Genomic DNA, 17,441 nt, shown 5'->3' with positions numbered 1-17,441 from the left:
GGACAGGGAGCGTGGGGCGCTGCCGGCCTGGGCTGGCCTTAGCCGTTCATTCTGGCATGGGTCCGTGCTTCAACCGGCGTTGCGGAAGAAGGCTTCGTGCTGCGCGATCTCGTGCGCGGCATGGCGCAGCTGGCGGGCCTGGTCGGGATGGCGTTCGGCCACGCGCTGGGCCAGCGCTCGCAAAAGCGGCGGGCACTGGCCGGGCGCCTGCTGCAGCCGCTGCAGGCGCAGCAGCGCGGCGCGCACGGCGCGGGCGGTGCCGTCGCCCAGGGCCGCTTCCCCGGACAGCTGATGCAGCGCCTGGATGGCGCGGCCCACATGCAGGGCGGCCAGGCCGCACTCCGCTGCCTGCGCACCCAGCTGCCCTCCGGCCTGCTCCGACATGCGCACCAGGCGCAGCAGCCGGTGGTACAGGCGGGCGCGCCAAATGCGTCCATCGCGCGCATGGCCCGGCGTGGCGGCCATGTCCTGCAGCTCGTGGACCATCATGGAGCGCAGGCTTTGCAGCCGGCCCTGCAGCGTGACCGGCAGGATGAAGCGGTAGGCCGCCCAGCCAGCCAGCGGCCCGGACACCACGGCCAGCCCCAGTGCCAGCGCATGGCCGAAGCTGGCCGTCTGCGGGTAGTGGGGCTGCAGCAGGAGCAGCAGCACCATGTTGCAGTCATAGCCCGAGAGCGCGGTGCGCTGGTGCGAGAACAGCAGTGCGCCCACGTAGACAAAGGGCAGCATCAGCCACACCAGGCCCGCCTGGCTGCCGGCGAACGGCCAGACCAGCCACTGGCAGGCCAGGGCCACCAGCACGCCCATGGCCTGGCCCAGGGTCACATGGCGCATGGTGGCCGACGGGTTCTCGAAGCCCGAGAACACGGTCAGCATGATGGACATGCCCAGCAGCATGTAGGCACCGCCGCTCCAGCCCGTCACCACCCACAGCAGGCCCACGATGGCGATGGCCGCGCTGGCACGCAGCATGGCGCGGCGCGCGCCCAGCCAGTCGCTGTGCAGCACCACGGGCCATTGGCGGGCGCGGTGGCCGGGCGGCAGGGCCACGTCATGGGTGGCGGCCAGGTGGGCCTGCAGCGCAAAGCCCATCGGGGCCAGCATGTCGGCTGCGCCGGGCCAGGCCACGGCGGCCTCGCGTGCGCGCACCAGGGCCGCCGCGGCCTCGTGCAATTGCACGCGCGTCTCCAGCGCCAGGGCGGCTTCGCGCAGCGCCTGCGCGGCGGCCAGGGCCTGCGCCTCGCCAAAGGCCGCAGGCGGCTCCTGCGACGGTGCATCGCGCAGCCACAGCAGGGCCGAGATCTGGGCATTCATGAGCCGGCGCAGCGCGTGCACGGCCTCGCGCGAGCGCTGCGAACCGGCGGCGTGCGGGTCCAGCCCCTCCTCGATCACGGCCATGGCCAGCAGGCGGGCGGCGATCTCCTGTGAGCCCAGGGACGCACGGCCGCGCGCCTGCAGGCTGTCGGCCAGATCGCGCAGCAGTTGCGCGAACAGCTGGCGCACCTCGGCATTGCCGGGAATGCCGCTGCCCTTGGGCGTGAACAGCCAGCCCACGAGCAGGGCTGCGAATACGCCGGTCAGCGCCGTGAACAGCCGGTCCCAGCCCAGGGCGAAGACCTGGTCGGGATGGGCGAAGTCCAGCAGCGCGACCATGGCCGCCGAATAGCCGGACAGCATGGTGCCGTAGGCCACGAAGCTGCGCTGCAGATTGCCCACGCCCGCGCACAGGCCCAGCCACACGGCCAGGCCCAGCACCAGCCACAGCAGGTTTCCCTGGGCCAGCAGCACCAGGCCCACGCCCACGGCCGTGCCGGCCACGGTGCCTGCGACCCGGAAAAAGCTTTTTTCGAGCAGTTGCCCGCGCAGCGGCTGGGATGCGGCCCAGGTGGCCATGGCAGCCCACTGCGGATGCTCCAGCCCCAGCTGCCAGGCAGCCAGCAGCGCCAGGCAGGCGGCAAAGGCCGTGCGCAGATGCTGGCGCAGGCGCACGGGGTCGAAGCCCCAGCGGACCGAGGCCTGCAGCAGGCGGCCATAGGCATCGTGGAGGGCGCTCATGGCGCGCCTTCCGTGCGCAGCGCGGCCATTCGCGCCTGGATCTTGGCCATGCCGGCCAGCATGGCCTCGACCTCGGCATCGTCCAGGTCCTGCAGCATGGCCAGCTCGGCCTGCAGCATGGTGGCGCGCACGCGGTCCACGGCGCCGTTGCCTTCATCGGTCAGGAAGATGCGCTTGCTGCGCCGGTCGCCGGGGTCGGCGCGGCGTTCCACCCAGCCGTGGCCTTCCAGAATGTCGAGCAGGCGCACCAGGCTGGAGCCGTCCAGCCCCACGCGCTCGGCCAGTTCCTTTTGCGTGACACCGTCGCCCCAGGCGCGCAGGTGGATCAGCGGCGCCCAGGTGGCATCGGTCAGACCGTCGGCCAGCAGTTGCTCCTCGACCTGGCGGCGCCACTGGCGTACCAGGGTGACCATGAGAAAGCCGAGACGGGCGCGGGGAGGGGCAGAGGCAAAGGACATGCCTCGATTATCTTTGCAATGCAATTAATTTGTATTGCAAATTAATTGTGTCTGCATTTGATTTAAGGGTATTCCCTTGTTTTGGGGGCGGGCAGTCCATGAAAAAGGCCCTGCAAGACGATGCTTTGCAGGGCCGGTCGATGGATGCGGACAGCTTCAGAGCAGGCCGGGCACCCAGCGGTTGAAGAGCAGGCCCGCCACCAGAAGCCATGCGAACAGCAAGGCGGCCAGCAGCAGGGGCTTCGTGCCTGCGGCACGCACGGCGCGGACATGGGTGGTCAGGCCCAGGGCCGCCATGGCCACGGCCAGCAGGGCGTTGTCCAGCTGCACGCCCACCTGCACCACGGCGGCAGGCAGCACGCCCAGGGAGTTCACGCCGGCCATGGCGACGAAGCCCAGCGCGAACCAGGGAATGGTGATGCGGCGCGGCTGGCCGTCGCTCACCTGGCTGCTGCGGTTGCCGCGCGCCACGGCCATGGACAGCAGCAGCAGGAAGGGGGCCAGCATCATCACGCGCACCATCTTGGAGATCACGGCCACGTCGGCGGCTTCGGGCGCAATGGCTTCGCCGGCGGCCACGACCTGGGCCACCTCGTGCACGGTGGAGCCCACGTACAGGCCGTACTGCGCGGGCGACATGTCCAGCCAGCCGTGGGCAGCGTTCCAGTGGAACAGCGCGGGGTAGAGGAAGGTGCCCACGGTGCCGAAGACCACCACGGTGGCCACGGCCACGGCCACGTCTTCGGCGCGGCCCTTGATCACGGGTTCGGTGGCCAGCACGGCAGCGGCGCCGCAGATGGAGCTGCCCGCGCCGATCAGCACCGTGGTGCGCGCATCCAGCCCGAAGACGCTGCGGCCCAGCCACTGCGCCAGCAAGAAGGTGCTGCCCAGCACCAGGGCATCGACCACCACGCCGGCCATGCCCACATGGCCTATGTCCTGGAAGGTCAGCCGCAGGCCGTAGAGCACGATGCCTGCGCGCAGCAGGCGCTGCTTGGCCAGGCCCACGCCGGCATGGCAGCCGGGCGCCAGGCGCGGATAGACGGTGTTGCCGATGACCAGGCCGATGCAGATGGCCAGCGTCAGCGCGCTCAGGCCCGAGCCGGCCAGCAGGGGCTGGCGTGCGCCCCAGGTGGCGGCTGCGGCAATGGCGCCGGCCAGCAGCAGGCCGGGCGCAAGCTCGGTCAACTGGCGCAGCCAGCCGGACGGATGGGAGGGGCGTGGGAGGGATGTGGTGTTCATGGTGCCTGCGCGCCGCGTCAGGAGCGCGGTGCATGGGAGGCACTTTAGATTTCTTGGCTATATTCGTATAACGAATAGTTTTTGTAGTATCAACCGGGGAAACAGGTTGATGCCTCGTTCAGACTGCACGCCATGCTGCACCTCACCCTGCGCCAACTTGAAATCTTCTGCGCCGTCGCCCAGGCGGGCTCCACCGTGGCCGCGGCCGACGCCGTGGCCCTGTCGCAGTCGGCCACCAGCGCCGCGCTGCAGCAGCTGGAGCAGGCCATGGGCGCCCAGCTGTTCGAGCGCGTGGGCCGGCGGCTGGCGCTCAACGACGCGGGCCGCGCCCTGCTGCCCGAGGCGCTGGCGCTGCTGGAGCAGGCCAGGGGCATAGAGCAGGCGTTTTCGGTGCGGGCCGCCAGCCTGCCCGTGCGTCTGCGCGTGGCAGCCAGCACCACCATAGGCACCTATGCGCTGCCGGCCGTGCTCGCGCACCTGGCGCGTAGTCATCCGCACCTGAGCGTGGACCTGCAGATCGCCAACACGCGCGAGGTGGGCCAGGCCGTGGAATCGCTGGACGTGGACCTGGGCCTGATCGAGGGCACCAGCCACTGGCCCGGGTTGGAGGTCGAGCCCTGGATGCGTGACGAACTCGTCATCGTGGCTGCAGCACAGGACCCGCTGGTGCAGGCCGCAGGCCAGCGCCCGCTGGGCGTGGCCGCCTTGCGCGGTGCGCGCTGGCTGCTGCGCGAGCCGGGCTCGGGCACGCGCGAGATGGTGGAGCATGCCTTGCTGCCGCATCTGCACCAGTTGCCGGCCGCCGCCACGCTGGGCAGTTCGGAGGCGATTGCGCGCTGCGTGGCCCAGGGCCTGGGCGTCAGCTGCCTGTCGCGCGTGCTGGTGCAGGCCCTGGTCGCCTCGGGAGAGCTGGCCGTGCTGCCGACCACGCTGCCGCGCATGTGGCGGGATTTCTCGCTGGTGCAGCGGGCGGGCAAGCGCCGCTCGCCGGCGTTGGCGGCCTTTGTGCAGGCCTGCCGCCAACACGCCCAGGACTGAGGCGGGTTATTTGCCCATCGGAATCGGCGTGCTGCGCGGCACGGGCACGGCGGTGACGCTGTTTTGCGGCGAGCCTTCGATCACGCGGTCCGAGTAGGTCATGTAGACCAGGGTGTTGCGCTGCGCATCGACCATGCGCACCACGCGCAGGCGCTTGAACAGCAGCGAGATGCGTTCGGTGAACACCTCGTCCTGCTGCTTGAGCGGCGCAGGGATCTGGATGGGGCCGGTCTGCACGCAGCTGATCGAGGCTTCGGCGCGGTCCTCGGCCAGGCCCAGGCCGCCCTTGATGCCGCCGGTCTTGGCGCGCGAGACATAGCAGGTCACGCCCGCCACCTTGGGATCGTCATAGGCATCGACCACGATCTTGTGGTCCGGGCCTATGAACTTGAACACCGTGTCCACCGCGCCGACCTGCTCGGCGCGCGCACCGCAGGCGCCCAGCAGCAGCGTGGCCAGAGCGGCCGTGAGCAAGGCCCGGCCTCGCGGGAAATACTTCGCACTGGGTTCGATCATGGCATTGCGTATGAGAGTGGCGCGGCCCAACTCAGGGACACCGAGGAAGGGCCGCCCCGCCCCGAGGGTGTCGTCCCCCTCCCGCGAAGCGAGAGAGGGGGAAGGCGCAAAGCGCCTCAGGGGGTGTTTTCACCCGCCACATGGCGGCGCAGGTGTTCGAGGGCTTCCTCGACCTGGTCCACCAGCACCAGACACAGGTCGCCGGGTGTCAGTCGCGCCAGCGCATGGTCGATGGCGTTGAACTCACCCTGGATCTGGGTCACGTAGTCGGTGCGCGGTGCGCCTTGCAGGCCTTGCTGCAGCAGGGCCAGGACTTCACCGTCGGCGCGGCCGCGCTGGCAGGCATCCTGGTAGAGGATGACGTCGTCGAAGGCCTTGCCCAGGATCTGGGTCTGCTCGGTGATGTCCTGGTCGCGGCGGTCGCCCGCGCCGCTGATGACCACGCTGCGGCGCTGCGCGGGCATGGCGTCCACGGCCTGCACCAGGGCGCGGATGGCGTCGGGGTTGTGGCCGTAGTCGGCGATCAGCGTGGCGCCACGGTAGTCCATGACGTTGAAGCGGCCCGGCGCGTTGTCGCTGTCGTTGACGAAGCCGGCCAGCCCGCGGCGGATGGTCTGCCAGGGCATGCCCACGCCCCAGGCGGCGGCGATGGAGGCCATGACGTTCTCCACCTGGAAGCTGATGGTGCCGTTGCGCGTGATGGGGATCTCGCGCAGCGCGATGGTCTCGCGCCACGAGCTTTCGGCCGCGACGATGCTGTCGCCGTCCACATAGACCACGCGGTTGCCCTGGGCACGGTGCGTGGCCATCACGGGGTGGTGGCGGTCGGCCGCGAAATAGATGACCTTGCCCGGCGAGGTGGAGGCCATGGCGGCGACCAGCGGATCGGCCGCGTTGAGCACGGCATAGCCGTCGGTGGCAACGTTCTGCACGATGACGCGCTTGAGCACGGCCACGTCTTCCACCGTGGTGATGTAGTTCAGGCCCAGGTGGTCACCCGCGCCCACGTTGGTGACCACGGCCACCTGGCAGCGGTCGAAGCCCAGGCCTTCGCGCAGGATGCCGCCGCGTGCGCATTCGAGCACGGCCGCATCGGTCTCGGGGTGGGCCAGGGCGTTGCGCGCGCTGCGCGGGCCCGAGCAGTCGCCGCTGTCGATCTGGCGGCCGTTGACGTAGACGCCGTCCGTGTTGGTCATGGCCGTGCGCCAGCCATGCGAGGTGAACAGGTGGGCGATCAGGCGCGTGGTCGTGGTCTTGCCATTGGTGCCGGTGACGGCCACCAGCGGGATGCGGCCGTCCTGGCCCGGCGCGAACAGCTCATCGACCATGGGCACGCCCACGTTGCGGGGCTTGCCGAAGGACGGCGCCAGGTGCATGCGCAGGCCCGGTGCGGCGTTGACTTCGACGATGCCGCCGTTTTGCTCTTCCAGCGGGCGCAGCATGGTCTCGCAGACCACGTCCACACCGCAGATGTGCAGGCCGATGGTCTGGGCGGCCTCCACGGCGCGCGCGGCGATGTCGGGGTGCACGTCGTCCGTCACATCGGTGGCGCTGCCGCCGGTGGACAGGTTGGCGTTGTTGCGCAGCACCACGCGCTGGCCTTGGGCCGGCACGGATTCGGGCGTGAGCCCTTCGGTGGCGATGCGCGCGATGGCGATGTCGTCCAGGCGGATCTTGGTCAGCGCCGTGCCGTGGCCCGAGCCGCGGCGCGGGTCCTGGTTGACGATGTCCACCAGCTCGCGGATGGTGTGCTGGCCGTCGCCCAGCACCTGGGGCGGCTCGCGGCGCGCAGCGGCCACCAGCTGGCCGCCGACCACCAGCAGGCGGAAGTCATGGCCGGGCAGGAAACGCTCGACCATGATGTCGTCGCCGAATTCCGAGGCGGTGGCGAAGGCGGCCTTGAGCTGCTCGTGCGTGGTGATGTTGACCACCACGCCCTTGCCCTGGTTGCCGTCCTGGGGCTTGACCACCACGGGCAGGCCCACTTCCTGGGCCACGAGCCAGGCTTCTTCCACATCCTTGACGGGGCGGCCCAGCGGCACGGGCACGCCGGCGGCGTGCAGCAGGCGCTTGGTCAGGTCCTTGTCCTGGGCGATGGATTCGGCCACGGCGCTGGTCTGGTCCAGCTCGGCAGCCTGGATGCGGCGCGCCTTGGAGCCCCAGCCCAGCTGTACCAGCGAGCCCGAGGTCAGGCGGCGGATGGGAATGCCACGCGCCACGGCCGCATCGACGATGGAGCCGGTGGAGGGACCGATGCGCTCGTCCTCGTCGAGTTCGCGCAGCTGGGCGACCACCTTGTCGGCGTCGAAGGGCGTGTCGGCCAGGGCCGACTGCAGCAGCTCGCCGGCCTGTTCCATGGCCAGGCGGCCCACGGCCTCTTCGGTGTACTCCACCACCACCTGGTAGGTGCCGGTTTCCACGGTTTCATGCGTGCGGCTGAAGGTCACCGGGCAGCCGGCCTGGGCCTGCAGCGACAGGGCCGCGACTTCCAGCACCTGGGCCAGCGACAGGCGCTGGTCGGCGCCGTGCGGCTGCAGCGTGCCGATCTTGGGAAAGCGCGCGCGCAGCCGGTCCTCGAAGCCGGGCAGGGCCGAGTAGTCGCACTCGCCGGGCTCGCATTGCACGATGGCTTCGATGGCGGTGCTGCGGGTCCAGAGATTGGGGCCGCGCAGGGCTCGGATGCGGGTGATCTGCATAGTGTCTTCTTTCGGAGGGCAGGCCCGCGTCGCCGGGCCTGCCTGCATGTCATCGTGTGGTCGGGCTCAGGCGGCGGTGGCTGCGGCGGCCGGCGTGTAGTCGAAGGTCTTGATGCCGGCGACGATGAGGTCGGGGGCAATGTCCATGGACCACGCGGCGGCAATGGCGGCCAGCAGGGCCGGCGTGTCCGGGCGCAGGCCTCCGGGCAGGCTCAGTGCGTCCAGCGTGCCCAGCACGCGCTCGGCAGCGCCCGTGGCCAGGATCACCTGGTTGCCGCGCACGAAGACGGCACGGCCCTCGCTCTCGGAACGGTGGGCCGCGACCACGGGGCTGTCTGCCTGCATCGAATAGAACAGCACCTCGCCGTCGCACAGGCGGGCCAGGTCGGCCACCTGCTCGATGTCGGCATTGAGGACGCCCGCGCCTTCGTCCAGCACCACGTCGATCTGGGTGCGCATCACGCGCGTCATCTGCGACTGCTCGTGCACGTCATGGTCAGGCAACTGCTCGAAGCCGTCCATGTCGGTGACCACGCCGACCAGGCAGCGGTCGTAGGCCAGGCCTTCCTCCAGGATGGAGCGGGCCGTGGTCTGGATGACGGCGGCCTGGGCCAGGCGGTTGGTCAGCAGGCGGTGGGCACCGGCCCAGTTGGCGGTGTTGGTCTTCTGGGTCTGGCGGTTGGACAGGAACATGCCCTCGCTGCTGGCCACGCCCGTGAGCTTGCCCGACAGCTGCAGCAGCCAGCCCACCAGGCGGGCCGTGAAGCCGTTGTTGCGCGTGCCGGCAATGCCCACCAGGGGGATGCGGCCTGCACCCGTGCCCTCTTCGGTGCGCGGGAACAGGTGGTCGGCGATGGCCATGCCCACGGGGCGCGGCGCGCCGCTGGTGGGCTTCAGGTGCATCAGCAGGCCGGGGCCGGCGTTGACTTCGAGGATGGCGCCGCCCTGCTCCTTCATGGGGCGCGAGACGTCCTGCAGGATCATGTCCATGCCCGCGATGTCCAGGCCCACGATCTTGGCGGCCAGCGTGGCCATGTAGGCCACTTCGGGGTGGACTTCATCCGTGCAGTCGATGGCCATGTTGCCGTTGCGCTGCAGCAGCACGCTGGTGCCCTGGGCGGGAATGGTGTCGGGCGTGACGTTCTGGCGCTTGAGCTCCAGCTTCACGGCCGGGGCTTCGAGGTTGATCCAGTCCAGCGGGTATTCCTGCTCGGGGCCGCGGCGCGGGTCCTGGTTGACCACGGCGACCAGCTCGCGCAGCGTGGACTTGCCGTTGCCGGCCACGCTCACGGTCTCGCCACGGCAGGCCGCCACGACCTTGCCGCCCACCACCAGGATGCGGTGCTCGGTGCCGTCGATGAAGCGCTCGACGATCACGTCGGAGCCTTCGGGCTGGGCCAGCGCAAAGGCGGTCTTGATGTCGGCCTCGTCGCGCAGGTCCAGCGTCACGCCACGCGCGTGGTTGCCGTCCGAGGGCTTGACGGTGACGGGAAAGCCGATGTCCTGCGCCACTTCCCAGGCTTCTTCGGGACTGTTGACGATCTGGCCTTCGGGCACAGGCACGCCGCAGGCGGCCAGCAGGCGCTTGGTGAAGTCCTTGTCCTGGGCAATGCCTTCGGCAATGGCGCTGGTCTGGTCGCTCTCGGCGGTCCAGATTCGGCGCTGCGCGGCGCCATAGCCGAGCTGCACGAGGTTGCCGTCATTGAGGCGGATGTGGGGAATGCGGCGCTCGCCTGCAGCATCGACGATGCAGCCCGTGCTCGGGCCCAGGTAGCGGTCGTTGATCTCGGTCTTGATGGCCTTGACGGCGGCCTTCAGGTCGAAGGGCTCGTCGTTGATGGCGGCCATGATCAGCCGGTGGCCGTAGGCCAGGGCCGTGCGCGCCACGGTTTCCTCGGGGCAGCGGAAGACCATGCGGTAGATGCCGCGCTGGGAAATCTCTCGCGTCTGGCCGAACTCGGCCGGCATGCCCGCCAGGTTCAGCAGCTCGATGATGATGTGCTCCAGCACATGGCCGCACCAGGTGCCGCCTTCCAGGCGCTGGATGAAGCCGCCGCGCTCGCCCACGCCGCAGTGGTGCTCGATCAGGTCGGGCAGCCAGGCCGTCAGGCGCTCGTTGAAACCGTCAAGCTTGTTCGAGGGATAGTCCTCCAGCTCACCAAGATCCAGCCAGACCTCCAGCACGGGACGGTAGGTCCAGACGCTGGGTCCACGCAGGTAGGTGGTGCGCAAGAGTTGGATGTCTTTGAATTTCGCCATGTCGATCAACGGGTAAGCGTGAGCGACGACCCGGGTGCGGATCGCCGGAGAATGGGAGAGGATTGTGCGCTCAGAAAGCCCATGCGCAGTGCTGTCAGCCTAAACCAGGGTTGGCGCGTTGAGCAGGGTATGCCGTGCAAAGCGCGGGATATCCACCGGGGAGCTGCGGTTGCCCGCATGACACCAGGAGCCGCCAGGGGCGGGAAAAACAACTCAACATGCAAGAACACCATTCTGTGGACGTTTCGGCCTTCCTTGCCAGCCCCCGCGGGGCTGGGCTGCGAGCCAGGCTCGCTTCCAATGAAAACGTGCTGGCCCTCGTCCCGGTTGACCTGACCCTCGATATGCGCTTCGGCGAAGGCTGGGTTGTGCTGACCAACCAGCGGCTCCTCGCCTGTGATCCTGCAGACCAGCAGTGGAGTGAGTGGGTACTATCCATTGATCAGAATCTGCGCACGCTGGACCACGGCGGCGTGGGCAACCTCGAACTGCATGGCCCTGCTGCGCGGCTGGCGCTGTGGCGCTTCACGCTGCGCCACCAGGCGGCCGTGCTGCGCCTGCTGCAGCAGTTCGACCATGAGCGCGAGCGCCTGGCGCGCGGCGAGGACTTTGCCGAGCCCGAGGACGACGTGCCCCGCTGCCCGGCCTGCCAGGCCGAGCTGCCGCCCGAGGCCGACGAATGCCCGGCCTGCGCGCGCCAGCAGGGTCCGCAGACCTCCACCTGGGTGCTGCTGCGACTGTGGCGCTTTGCCCATCCCTACCGGCACCAGCTGCTGCTGGGCTTTCTGCTGACCCTGGCCTCCACGGGCGCCACCCTGGTGGCGCCTTACCTGACGATTCCCATCGTGGACAAGATCCTGATCCCGTTCCAGAACGGGCAGCAGATCGACAGCAGCCTCGTGGTCTTCTACCTGAGCGGGCTGCTGGCGGCGGCGCTGGTGGCCTGGGGCCTGGGCTGGGCGCGCACCTTCGTGCTGGCCAAGGTGTCCGAGCGCATAGGGTCGGATCTGCGCACCACCACCTACAACCACCTGTTGACGCTGTCGCTGGACTACTACGGCAGCAAGCGCACGGGCGACCTGATGGCGCGCATCGGGGCGGAAACAGATCGCATCAATTTGTTTCTATCCTTGAATGCGCTGGATTTCGCGACCGACGTGCTGATGATCGTGATGACCTCGGTCATCCTGTTCTCCATCAATCCGTGGCTGGCCCTGGTCACCCTGGTGCCGCTGCCCTTCATCGCCTGGATGATCCATCTGGTGCGCGACCGCCTGCGCACGGGCTTCGAGAAGATCGACCGCGTCTGGTCCGAAGTGACCAATGTGCTGGCCGACACCATCCCCGGCATCCGCGTGGTCAAGGCCTTCGCCCAGGAAAAGCGCGAGGCCGACCGCTTCGCCCAGGCCAACCTGGTCAACCTGCAGGCCAACGACAAGGTCAACAAGACCTGGTCGCTGTTCACACCCACGGTGACGCTGCTGACCGAGATCGGCCTGCTGGTGGTCTGGGGCTTCGGCATCTGGCTGGTGGCGGGTGGCCAGATCACGGTCGGTATCCTGACGGCCTTCATCGCCTACATCGGCCGCTTCTACAGCCGCCTGGATTCGATGAGCCGCATCGTCTCGGTCACGCAGAAGGCGGCGGCCGGCGCCAAGCGCATCTTCGACATCCTCGACCACGTGAGCAACGTGCCCGACCCGGTCAACCCGGTCAAGCTGCCGCGCGTGCAGGGCGCCATCACGCTGGACAACCTGAGCTTCCGCTACGGCAGCCGCGCCGTGATCAAGAACCTGGATCTGCAGATTCGCCCGGGTGAAATGATCGGCCTGGTCGGCCACAGCGGCTCGGGCAAGAGCACCCTGGTCAACCTGATCAGCCGTTTCTATGACGTGAGCGAGGGCTCCATCCAGCTCGACGGCGTGGACATCCGCCGGCTCAAGGTCTCGGACTTCCGCAGCAACATCGGTCTGGTGCTGCAGGAGCCCTTCCTGTTCTTCGGCACCATTGCCGAGAACATCGCCTACGGCAAGCCCGATGCCACGCGCGAGGAAATCGTGGCGGCGGCCCGTGCGGCCCACGCCCATGAATTCATCCTGCGCCTGCCGCATGGCTACGACTCCCTGGTGGGCGAGCGCGGCCAGGGCCTGTCGGGCGGCGAGCGCCAGCGCATCTCCATCGCGCGCGCACTGCTGATCGACCCGCGCATCCTGATCCTGGACGAGGCCACCTCGGCCGTGGACACCGAGACCGAGAAGGAAATCCAGAAGGCGCTGGACAATCTGGTGCAGGGCCGCACGACGATTGCCATTGCCCACCGCCTGTCCACGCTGCGCAAGGCCGACCGCCTCGTGGTCATGGACCGGGGCGAGATCGTGGAAGTGGGTCCGCACGACGAGCTGATGGAAAAGCAGGGCGCCTACTGGCGCCTGTACCAGGCCCAGGCGCGGCGCGCCGAAGAGGATGCCCAGGCCGCAGGCCTGACCCTGGCCGCAACCACCATCGAGGAATAAGCCATGTCCAACGCCCAACATTCCGCTGCCGGCGCCGATCTGAGCGGCGTGCGCATGGAGCGCAACGCCCATGGCCGCCTGGTGCTGATCCTGGCCGACGGCACGCGCCACGAATCCGTGGTGCCCGTGCGCGCCTTTCCCATTGCCGCACCGCTGGAAGGCCTGTCCCTGGTCTCCGTCGATGGCAAGGAGGCGCTGTGGGTGGACCACATGGACCATCTGCCGGCGCAGGCCCGCACGCTGATCGAGGAAGACCTGGCCGTGCGCGAGTTCGTGCCCGTCATCCAGCGCATCCACAAGGTGTCCGGCTTTTCCACGCCCAGCACCTGGGACCTGGAGACCGACCGGGGCCCCGTGCAGCTCGTGCTCAAGGCCGAAGAGGACATCCGGCGCCTGTCGGGCCGCACGCATCTGATGATCACCAGCCAGGACGGCGTGCAGTTCAGCGTGCCCGACAGCACGGCGCTGGACCGCACCTCGCGCAAGCTGCTGGAGCGCTTCCTCTAGCGCCTGGTCGGGGTGAATAAGGGGTTTACCCTTGGTTTGAGGCAGGCCGAAGCGTCTTTCAAAAAAAGCGCTTCAGTTCTTTCAGCTTCTGTCGATGATGAGGCGACGGCGGGAAATTCCCGCCCACAGCACACATCCAGCAAGAGGGTCGAGCCATGCCAATTCCACCTGTTGACCGATCACCCATACCGTGGCGCCCGCAAAGCGCCGATCTGTACTCCACCGGTGCGTCGGGCGCGGTGCCCGTGCGTCCTGTGAACGCCACCAACGCCGTCGAATCCACGGACCGCATCGGCGAAGGCCGGGTGGTGCGCGATCCTGAAAAGCCGTCCGTGGTGGACCAGGAAAACCGCGACTGGACGCTGGCCGAGGAGATCAAGCAGAAGGAAGAGGTCGAGGAGCCGCCCAAGGAGCCGATCTCCAAGCAGCTCATCGAGTTCATCCAGTCCATGTGGCGTGCCAGCGCCATGGCGGTGGAGCAGGCCCAGGAGGTCAGCAAGGCCGACGATGTGGCTCGCAACAAGATGCAGGTGCGCGACGAACCGTTGACCTATTCGGAACCCAAGGTCAAGCGTACCGGCGGTCTTTGAGTGTCAGGGGCGCGGCAAGAAGGCTCAGTCCTTTGAGCCTTCGCCTTCCTTCTTGTCCCTGGCAGCGGGTGCGGCTGCAGCATGCTCGGCTGCCGCACGCTCGGCGGCCTTTGCCTCTTCGGCCTGCGCCTTGGCCTTTGCCTTGTCGCGTTCGGCGCGGTACTTGACGGCAAAGGCCTGCACCTCCGCATAGGAGACGTAGCCGTCCTTGTCGGTGTCGGCCTCGTCGAAGGCCGCCGACAGGCGCGGGAACAGCGCCACTTCGGCACGGCTGAGCTTGCCGTCCTTGTTGAAGTCCAGCATCTTGAATTCGCGCTGGGCCTTGATCTCCCCCTTGGTCAGCGGCGCAGGGCTGGCCGTTGCCTGCTCGGTGGCTGCGTTTTCTGCCGCCTGCGCGCGCGCGGCGGGCAGCATGAAGGCGCTGGTCAGCAGCACGACGACGGCGGCCTGCAGCAGCGGTGGCCGGCGCAGCAGGGCAGAGCGGTTCATGAGGGGAAAATGCATTGGCTTTATTTGGGCACGGAACCGGCATTTGCAAGCACGGACGGCCCGCCCTTTGCAATTGTTTACTTCGGCGGATCGGCGTCCGGATTGGAGATGCCGCTGCTCACATGGCCTGCCGGCACATGGCGCGCGGCCGAGTTGACGTGGCCGGTCTGGTCGTCGAAGAAGAAGTCCGGCTCGAACTCGCGCAGGAACGGGCCCTTTTCCAGGCCGCCGAGGAACATGGCCTCGTCCACCGCAATGCCCCATTCCAGCAGCGTGCGGATGGCACGCTCGTGCGCCGGTGCGCTGCGCGCCGTCACCAGGGCCGTGCGAATGCGCATGGTCTGGGACGAGTCCGCCTGCTGCTGAAGCCGGTGAAGGGCTTGCAGCAGGGGTTTGAACGGCCCTTCTCCCAGGGGCGTGGCGGCATGGGAGACCTCATGGCGCAGAAAGGCCGGCAGCCCGCCTTGCTGGTAGATGCGCTCGGCCTCGTCGGAGAACAGCACGGCATCGCCGTCGAAGGCAATGCGCACTTCCTGCGGGTAGCGGTCGCCTGCGGGCGTGGAGTCGACCATCACGCGCGCCGCAGGAAAGCCGATGGACAGGGCCCTGCGCACATCGACCTCGTTGGCCGAGAGAAACAGGTGCGCGCCCAGCGGCCGCAGGTAGGAAAACGGATCGCGCCCGCGCGTGAACACGCCGCGCTCTATGTGCATGTCGGCCGCCTTGGCCGAGGCGAAGACCCGCATGCCGCTGGCCGGGTCGTTGCGCGACAGCATCATCACCTCCACGCGCTGCACCTCGGGCGTATTGAAGGCCAGCAGCTTGCGCACCAGCGGGAAGGCGATGCCCGGGCGTGCGGGCTGGTGCACCAGGTCCAGCTGGCGGCGCATGTAGGCCTGCTCGTCACCGGCGTCGAACAGCCGGTTCTCCTCCTCGAAGTCGAACAGCGCCCGCGAGGAGATGGCGACGACCAGCTTGTCTTGCAGGGTCACGGACATGGCTTGGCGCTTTTCGCTATTTGACGAACTGGTTGAGCTGGATGATGGGCATGAGCACGGCCAGCACGATCAGGGCCACGACCATGCCCATGGCCACGATCAGCAGCGGCTCCAGGATGGTGGCCAGGTGCATGGCACGGCGCTGCACCTCGGTGGACAGCTGGTTGGCCGCGCGCTGCAGCATCACGGGCAGCTGGCCGGTCTGCTCGCCCAGGCGGGCAAACATGGAGATCAGTCCCGGGAAGCGCTTTTTCTGCGCCAGCGCCGAGGCCAGCGGCGCGCCCTCGCGCACCAGGGCCAGCGCGTCCATGGCGTCGGCGCGCAGCGCGCGGTTGCCCAGCGTTTCGGCTGCGGCCTGCAAGGCCTTGAGAATGGGCACGCCCGCGCCCGCCAGCATGGCCAGCGTGCCGGCAAAGCGTGCCGCGTTGTAGTTGCGCGCCAGCCGGCCGATCAGCGGCAGGCGCAGCCACCAGGCGTCGAAGCGCTCGCGCAGCGCGGGGTTCTTCATGGACAGCCGGAATCCCACGGCGCCCAGCACCAGGGCGATCAGCGCGGCCCAGCCATAGCTGCGCACGAAGTCGCTGAGCGCCAGCATGGCCACGGTGAGCCAGGGCAGGGCGCGCTTGGTGCCGGCGAACACGCTGGCCACCTGGGGCACCACGTAGCTGACCAGGAACAGCACGATGACGATGGCCACCAGGGTCACGATGGCCGGGTACAGGGCTGCGCCGATAAGCTTGGACTGCAGGGCCTGGCGCGATTCCAGGTCGTCGGCCAGCCGCCCCAGCACCGGGCCCAGGCTGCCGCTGGCCTCGCCGGCGCCGATCACGGCGCAGTAGATGTCGGAGAACTCGCGCGGGTGCTGGGCCAGGGCGCGGGCAAAGGTGGAGCCCGCGTTGACCTCGGCGCGCAGCGCGGCCACGAGGTGGTGCTGGCGCGGGTCGTCGGCTTCTTCGGACAGCGCGGCCAGGGCGCGCTCTATGGGCAGGCCTGATCCGACCAGACCCGCCATCTGGCGTGTCCAAACGGTGAGCCCTGTGGAGCCAAGGACGGGGCGGGTCAGCCAGCGCGAGGCGCCGCCCTGCGGGCTGGACGCGGAACCCGAGGCCACGATCTCCACGGCCATGGGCACCAGGGCCTGGGCCCGCAGCTGGCTGCGCGCGGCGCGCGCGTTGTCGGCTTCGATCGTGCCCTTGCGGGTCTGACCTTGTGCATCCAGGGCTTCGAAGGAAAAGGCAGGCATGCGCGGCGGGAGTCGGGAAGGGCTGGGAAAGGGATGGCGTTCAGGAAACGCCAGGCGGCGATCCAACCCCCGATGGTAGCCGCTGCCGGTGACGGCTGGATGGCGAGGCCGCCGCCGCGGTCGGCGGCAGCCCCTGCCTGGTCCTTATGCCGGCTGGGCCGCGAGGTCCGCTTCGTTGAGCTGGATGGAGCGCAGCGAGGCCGGGCGTTCCATCAGCGGCTGGCCGTAGTCGCTGAACTCGGGCAGCGCGGGCAGCAGTTTCATCATCGTGCCCCAGCGCAGGTAGCTGGCCATGAGCACGTCGGCCGCGGTGAACTGGTCGCCGCACAGGTAGCGCCTGCCGGCCACGGCCTGGCGCAGCGTCTGCACCACGTCGTCATAGCGGCCATAGCCGGCCGACATGGCCTGGTCGGCCGTCTGCTGCTCCAGGTGGCCCTGGCTCTTGGCAGTCATCAAGGCGTCGACGGGGCCGGCCAGGAAGAACATCCAGCGATGGTAGACCCCGCGCAGCGGGCTGTCCACGGCCGGCGCGAGCCTTCGTTCGGGGAAGATGTCGGCCAGATAGGCAAGGATGGCGGCCTGTTCGGTGATCACGGTCTCGCCGTGCACCAGGGCGGGGACCTTGCCCATGGGGTTGATGGCCAGGTAGTCGGCAGCCTTCATGGTGCTGCCGTATTCCAGCCGCACGGGCTCATAGCGGGCGCCGCATTCCTCCAGCATCCAGCGCGCGATGACGGCGCGCGAGCGGGGGTGGAAGTAAAAGCGCAGCGGCTTGATCGAGTCGTTCATGAAGGCTCCCAGTGGTTTGAATGCATGGCGAGAAGGCCATGGGAGCGA

General features: G+C 68.8%; 14 protein-coding genes. 4 read left to right on the top strand and 10 right to left on the bottom strand.

What is annotated here, in order from left to right:
• Positions 1–69: 69 nt before the first annotated feature.
• From ACM14_RS16895 to ACM14_RS16885, 3 genes are all read right to left on the bottom strand, one after another.
• Entirely contained in the window at positions 70–2,055 is a 1,986-nt protein-coding gene (locus ACM14_RS16895; RefSeq protein ID WP_065346796.1) for an FUSC family protein, read from the bottom strand.
• The gene (locus tag ACM14_RS16890; RefSeq protein ID WP_012207511.1) at positions 2,052–2,513 is read right to left on the bottom strand and encodes a MarR family winged helix-turn-helix transcriptional regulator; all 462 of its coding nucleotides are present in this window, start codon (positions 2,511–2,513) and stop codon (positions 2,052–2,054) included. Before ACM14_RS16890 ends, ACM14_RS16895 begins: the two co-directional genes overlap by 4 nt.
• A gap of 156 nt (positions 2,514–2,669) precedes the next feature.
• The gene (locus tag ACM14_RS16885) at positions 2,670–3,755 is read right to left on the bottom strand and encodes a YeiH family protein (protein WP_065346795.1); all 1,086 of its coding nucleotides are present in this window, start codon (positions 3,753–3,755) and stop codon (positions 2,670–2,672) included.
• A gap of 132 nt (positions 3,756–3,887) precedes the next feature.
• Between ACM14_RS16885 and ACM14_RS16880 the strand changes: the two genes are divergently transcribed.
• Positions 3,888–4,793 carry a LysR family transcriptional regulator gene (locus tag ACM14_RS16880; RefSeq protein ID WP_013800638.1) on the top strand — a complete coding sequence of 302 codons (906 nt, stop codon included), beginning with the start codon at positions 3,888–3,890 and terminating at the stop codon, positions 4,791–4,793.
• Positions 4,794–4,799: 6 nt separating this feature from the next.
• Here the strand turns inward: ACM14_RS16880 and ACM14_RS16875 are convergent, their stop codons facing one another.
• The 3 genes from ACM14_RS16875 to cphA (ACM14_RS16865) form a co-directional block, all read right to left on the bottom strand.
• A complete protein-coding gene (locus ACM14_RS16875; protein ID WP_254662074.1) occupies positions 4,800–5,309 on the bottom strand; it encodes a CreA family protein in 510 nt (169 codons plus the stop codon).
• Between the two features lie 116 nt (positions 5,310–5,425).
• A complete protein-coding gene (cphA, locus tag ACM14_RS16870) occupies positions 5,426–8,005 on the bottom strand; it encodes a cyanophycin synthetase (RefSeq protein WP_065346794.1) in 2,580 nt (859 codons plus the stop codon).
• Positions 8,006–8,071: 66 nt separating this feature from the next.
• Positions 8,072–10,264 carry a cyanophycin synthetase gene (cphA, locus tag ACM14_RS16865; protein ID WP_063328613.1) on the bottom strand — a complete coding sequence of 731 codons (2,193 nt, stop codon included), beginning with the start codon at positions 10,262–10,264 and terminating at the stop codon, positions 8,072–8,074.
• A 218-nt stretch (positions 10,265–10,482) separates the two neighbouring features.
• On the opposite strand from cphA (ACM14_RS16865), the gene ACM14_RS16860 reads away from it, so the two are divergent.
• The 3 genes from ACM14_RS16860 (at position 10,483) to ACM14_RS16850 (ending at position 13,874) form a co-directional block, all read left to right on the top strand.
• Positions 10,483–12,777, top strand: a complete 2,295-nt coding sequence (locus tag ACM14_RS16860) for an ABC transporter transmembrane domain-containing protein (protein WP_013800642.1) — start codon at positions 10,483–10,485, stop codon at positions 12,775–12,777.
• A gap of 3 nt (positions 12,778–12,780) precedes the next feature.
• Positions 12,781–13,284 (top strand): DUF1854 domain-containing protein, encoded by a 504-nt coding sequence (locus tag ACM14_RS16855; protein ID WP_013800643.1) that lies wholly within the window; start codon positions 12,781–12,783, stop codon positions 13,282–13,284.
• A 155-nt stretch (positions 13,285–13,439) separates the two neighbouring features.
• The gene (locus ACM14_RS16850; protein ID WP_012207503.1) at positions 13,440–13,874 is read left to right on the top strand and encodes a hypothetical protein; all 435 of its coding nucleotides are present in this window, start codon (positions 13,440–13,442) and stop codon (positions 13,872–13,874) included.
• Between the two features lie 24 nt (positions 13,875–13,898).
• Here ACM14_RS16850 and ACM14_RS16845 read toward each other — a convergent pair whose 3' ends face one another.
• The 4 genes from ACM14_RS16845 to ACM14_RS16830 all read right to left on the bottom strand — a co-directional run bounded on the left by ACM14_RS16845 (position 13,899) and on the right by ACM14_RS16830 (position 17,393).
• The gene (locus ACM14_RS16845) at positions 13,899–14,378 is read right to left on the bottom strand and encodes an EF-hand domain-containing protein (protein ID WP_013800644.1); all 480 of its coding nucleotides are present in this window, start codon (positions 14,376–14,378) and stop codon (positions 13,899–13,901) included.
• Positions 14,379–14,440: 62 nt separating this feature from the next.
• Complete coding sequence (locus tag ACM14_RS16840) at positions 14,441–15,361, bottom strand: 5'-nucleotidase (RefSeq protein WP_065346793.1); 921 nt, start codon at positions 15,359–15,361, stop codon at positions 14,441–14,443.
• 16 nt (positions 15,362–15,377) lie between these two features.
• Positions 15,378–16,604 carry a type II secretion system inner membrane protein GspF gene (gspF, locus tag ACM14_RS16835; RefSeq protein WP_065346792.1) on the bottom strand — a complete coding sequence of 409 codons (1,227 nt, stop codon included), beginning with the start codon at positions 16,602–16,604 and terminating at the stop codon, positions 15,378–15,380.
• A gap of 144 nt (positions 16,605–16,748) precedes the next feature.
• Positions 16,749–17,393, bottom strand: a complete 645-nt coding sequence (locus ACM14_RS16830; RefSeq protein ID WP_013800647.1) for a glutathione S-transferase family protein — start codon at positions 17,391–17,393, stop codon at positions 16,749–16,751.
• Between the last annotated feature and the right edge of the window lie 48 nt (positions 17,394–17,441).

Source organism: Delftia sp. JD2, from assembly GCF_001682645.1.
Lineage (GTDB): Bacteria > Pseudomonadota > Gammaproteobacteria > Burkholderiales > Burkholderiaceae_C > Comamonas > Comamonas acidovorans.
Note: the sequence above shows the minus strand (reverse complement) of the source record. Positions and strands in the feature narration are given on the sequence as shown.

Coding starts and splice junctions, on each gene's coding strand:
- cphA (WP_063328613.1), bottom strand. CDS start 10,264: ATGGCGAAATTCAAAGACATCCAACTCTTGCGCACCACCTACCTGCGT.
- gspF (WP_065346792.1), bottom strand. CDS start 16,604: ATGCCTGCCTTTTCCTTCGAAGCCCTGGATGCACAAGGTCAGACCCGC.
- ACM14_RS16890 (WP_012207511.1), bottom strand. CDS start 2,513: ATGTCCTTTGCCTCTGCCCCTCCCCGCGCCCGTCTCGGCTTTCTCATG.
- ACM14_RS16850 (WP_012207503.1), top strand. CDS start 13,440: ATGCCAATTCCACCTGTTGACCGATCACCCATACCGTGGCGCCCGCAA.
- ACM14_RS16845 (WP_013800644.1), bottom strand. CDS start 14,378: ATGCATTTTCCCCTCATGAACCGCTCTGCCCTGCTGCGCCGGCCACCG.
- ACM14_RS16875 (WP_254662074.1), bottom strand. CDS start 5,309: ATGATCGAACCCAGTGCGAAGTATTTCCCGCGAGGCCGGGCCTTGCTC.
- ACM14_RS16860 (WP_013800642.1), top strand. CDS start 10,483: ATGCAAGAACACCATTCTGTGGACGTTTCGGCCTTCCTTGCCAGCCCC.
- ACM14_RS16840 (WP_065346793.1), bottom strand. CDS start 15,361: ATGTCCGTGACCCTGCAAGACAAGCTGGTCGTCGCCATCTCCTCGCGG.
- ACM14_RS16830 (WP_013800647.1), bottom strand. CDS start 17,393: ATGAACGACTCGATCAAGCCGCTGCGCTTTTACTTCCACCCCCGCTCG.
- ACM14_RS16895 (WP_065346796.1), bottom strand. CDS start 2,055: ATGAGCGCCCTCCACGATGCCTATGGCCGCCTGCTGCAGGCCTCGGTC.
- ACM14_RS16885 (WP_065346795.1), bottom strand. CDS start 3,755: ATGAACACCACATCCCTCCCACGCCCCTCCCATCCGTCCGGCTGGCTG.
- ACM14_RS16855 (WP_013800643.1), top strand. CDS start 12,781: ATGTCCAACGCCCAACATTCCGCTGCCGGCGCCGATCTGAGCGGCGTG.
- ACM14_RS16880 (WP_013800638.1), top strand. CDS start 3,888: ATGCTGCACCTCACCCTGCGCCAACTTGAAATCTTCTGCGCCGTCGCC.
- cphA (WP_065346794.1), bottom strand. CDS start 8,005: ATGCAGATCACCCGCATCCGAGCCCTGCGCGGCCCCAATCTCTGGACC.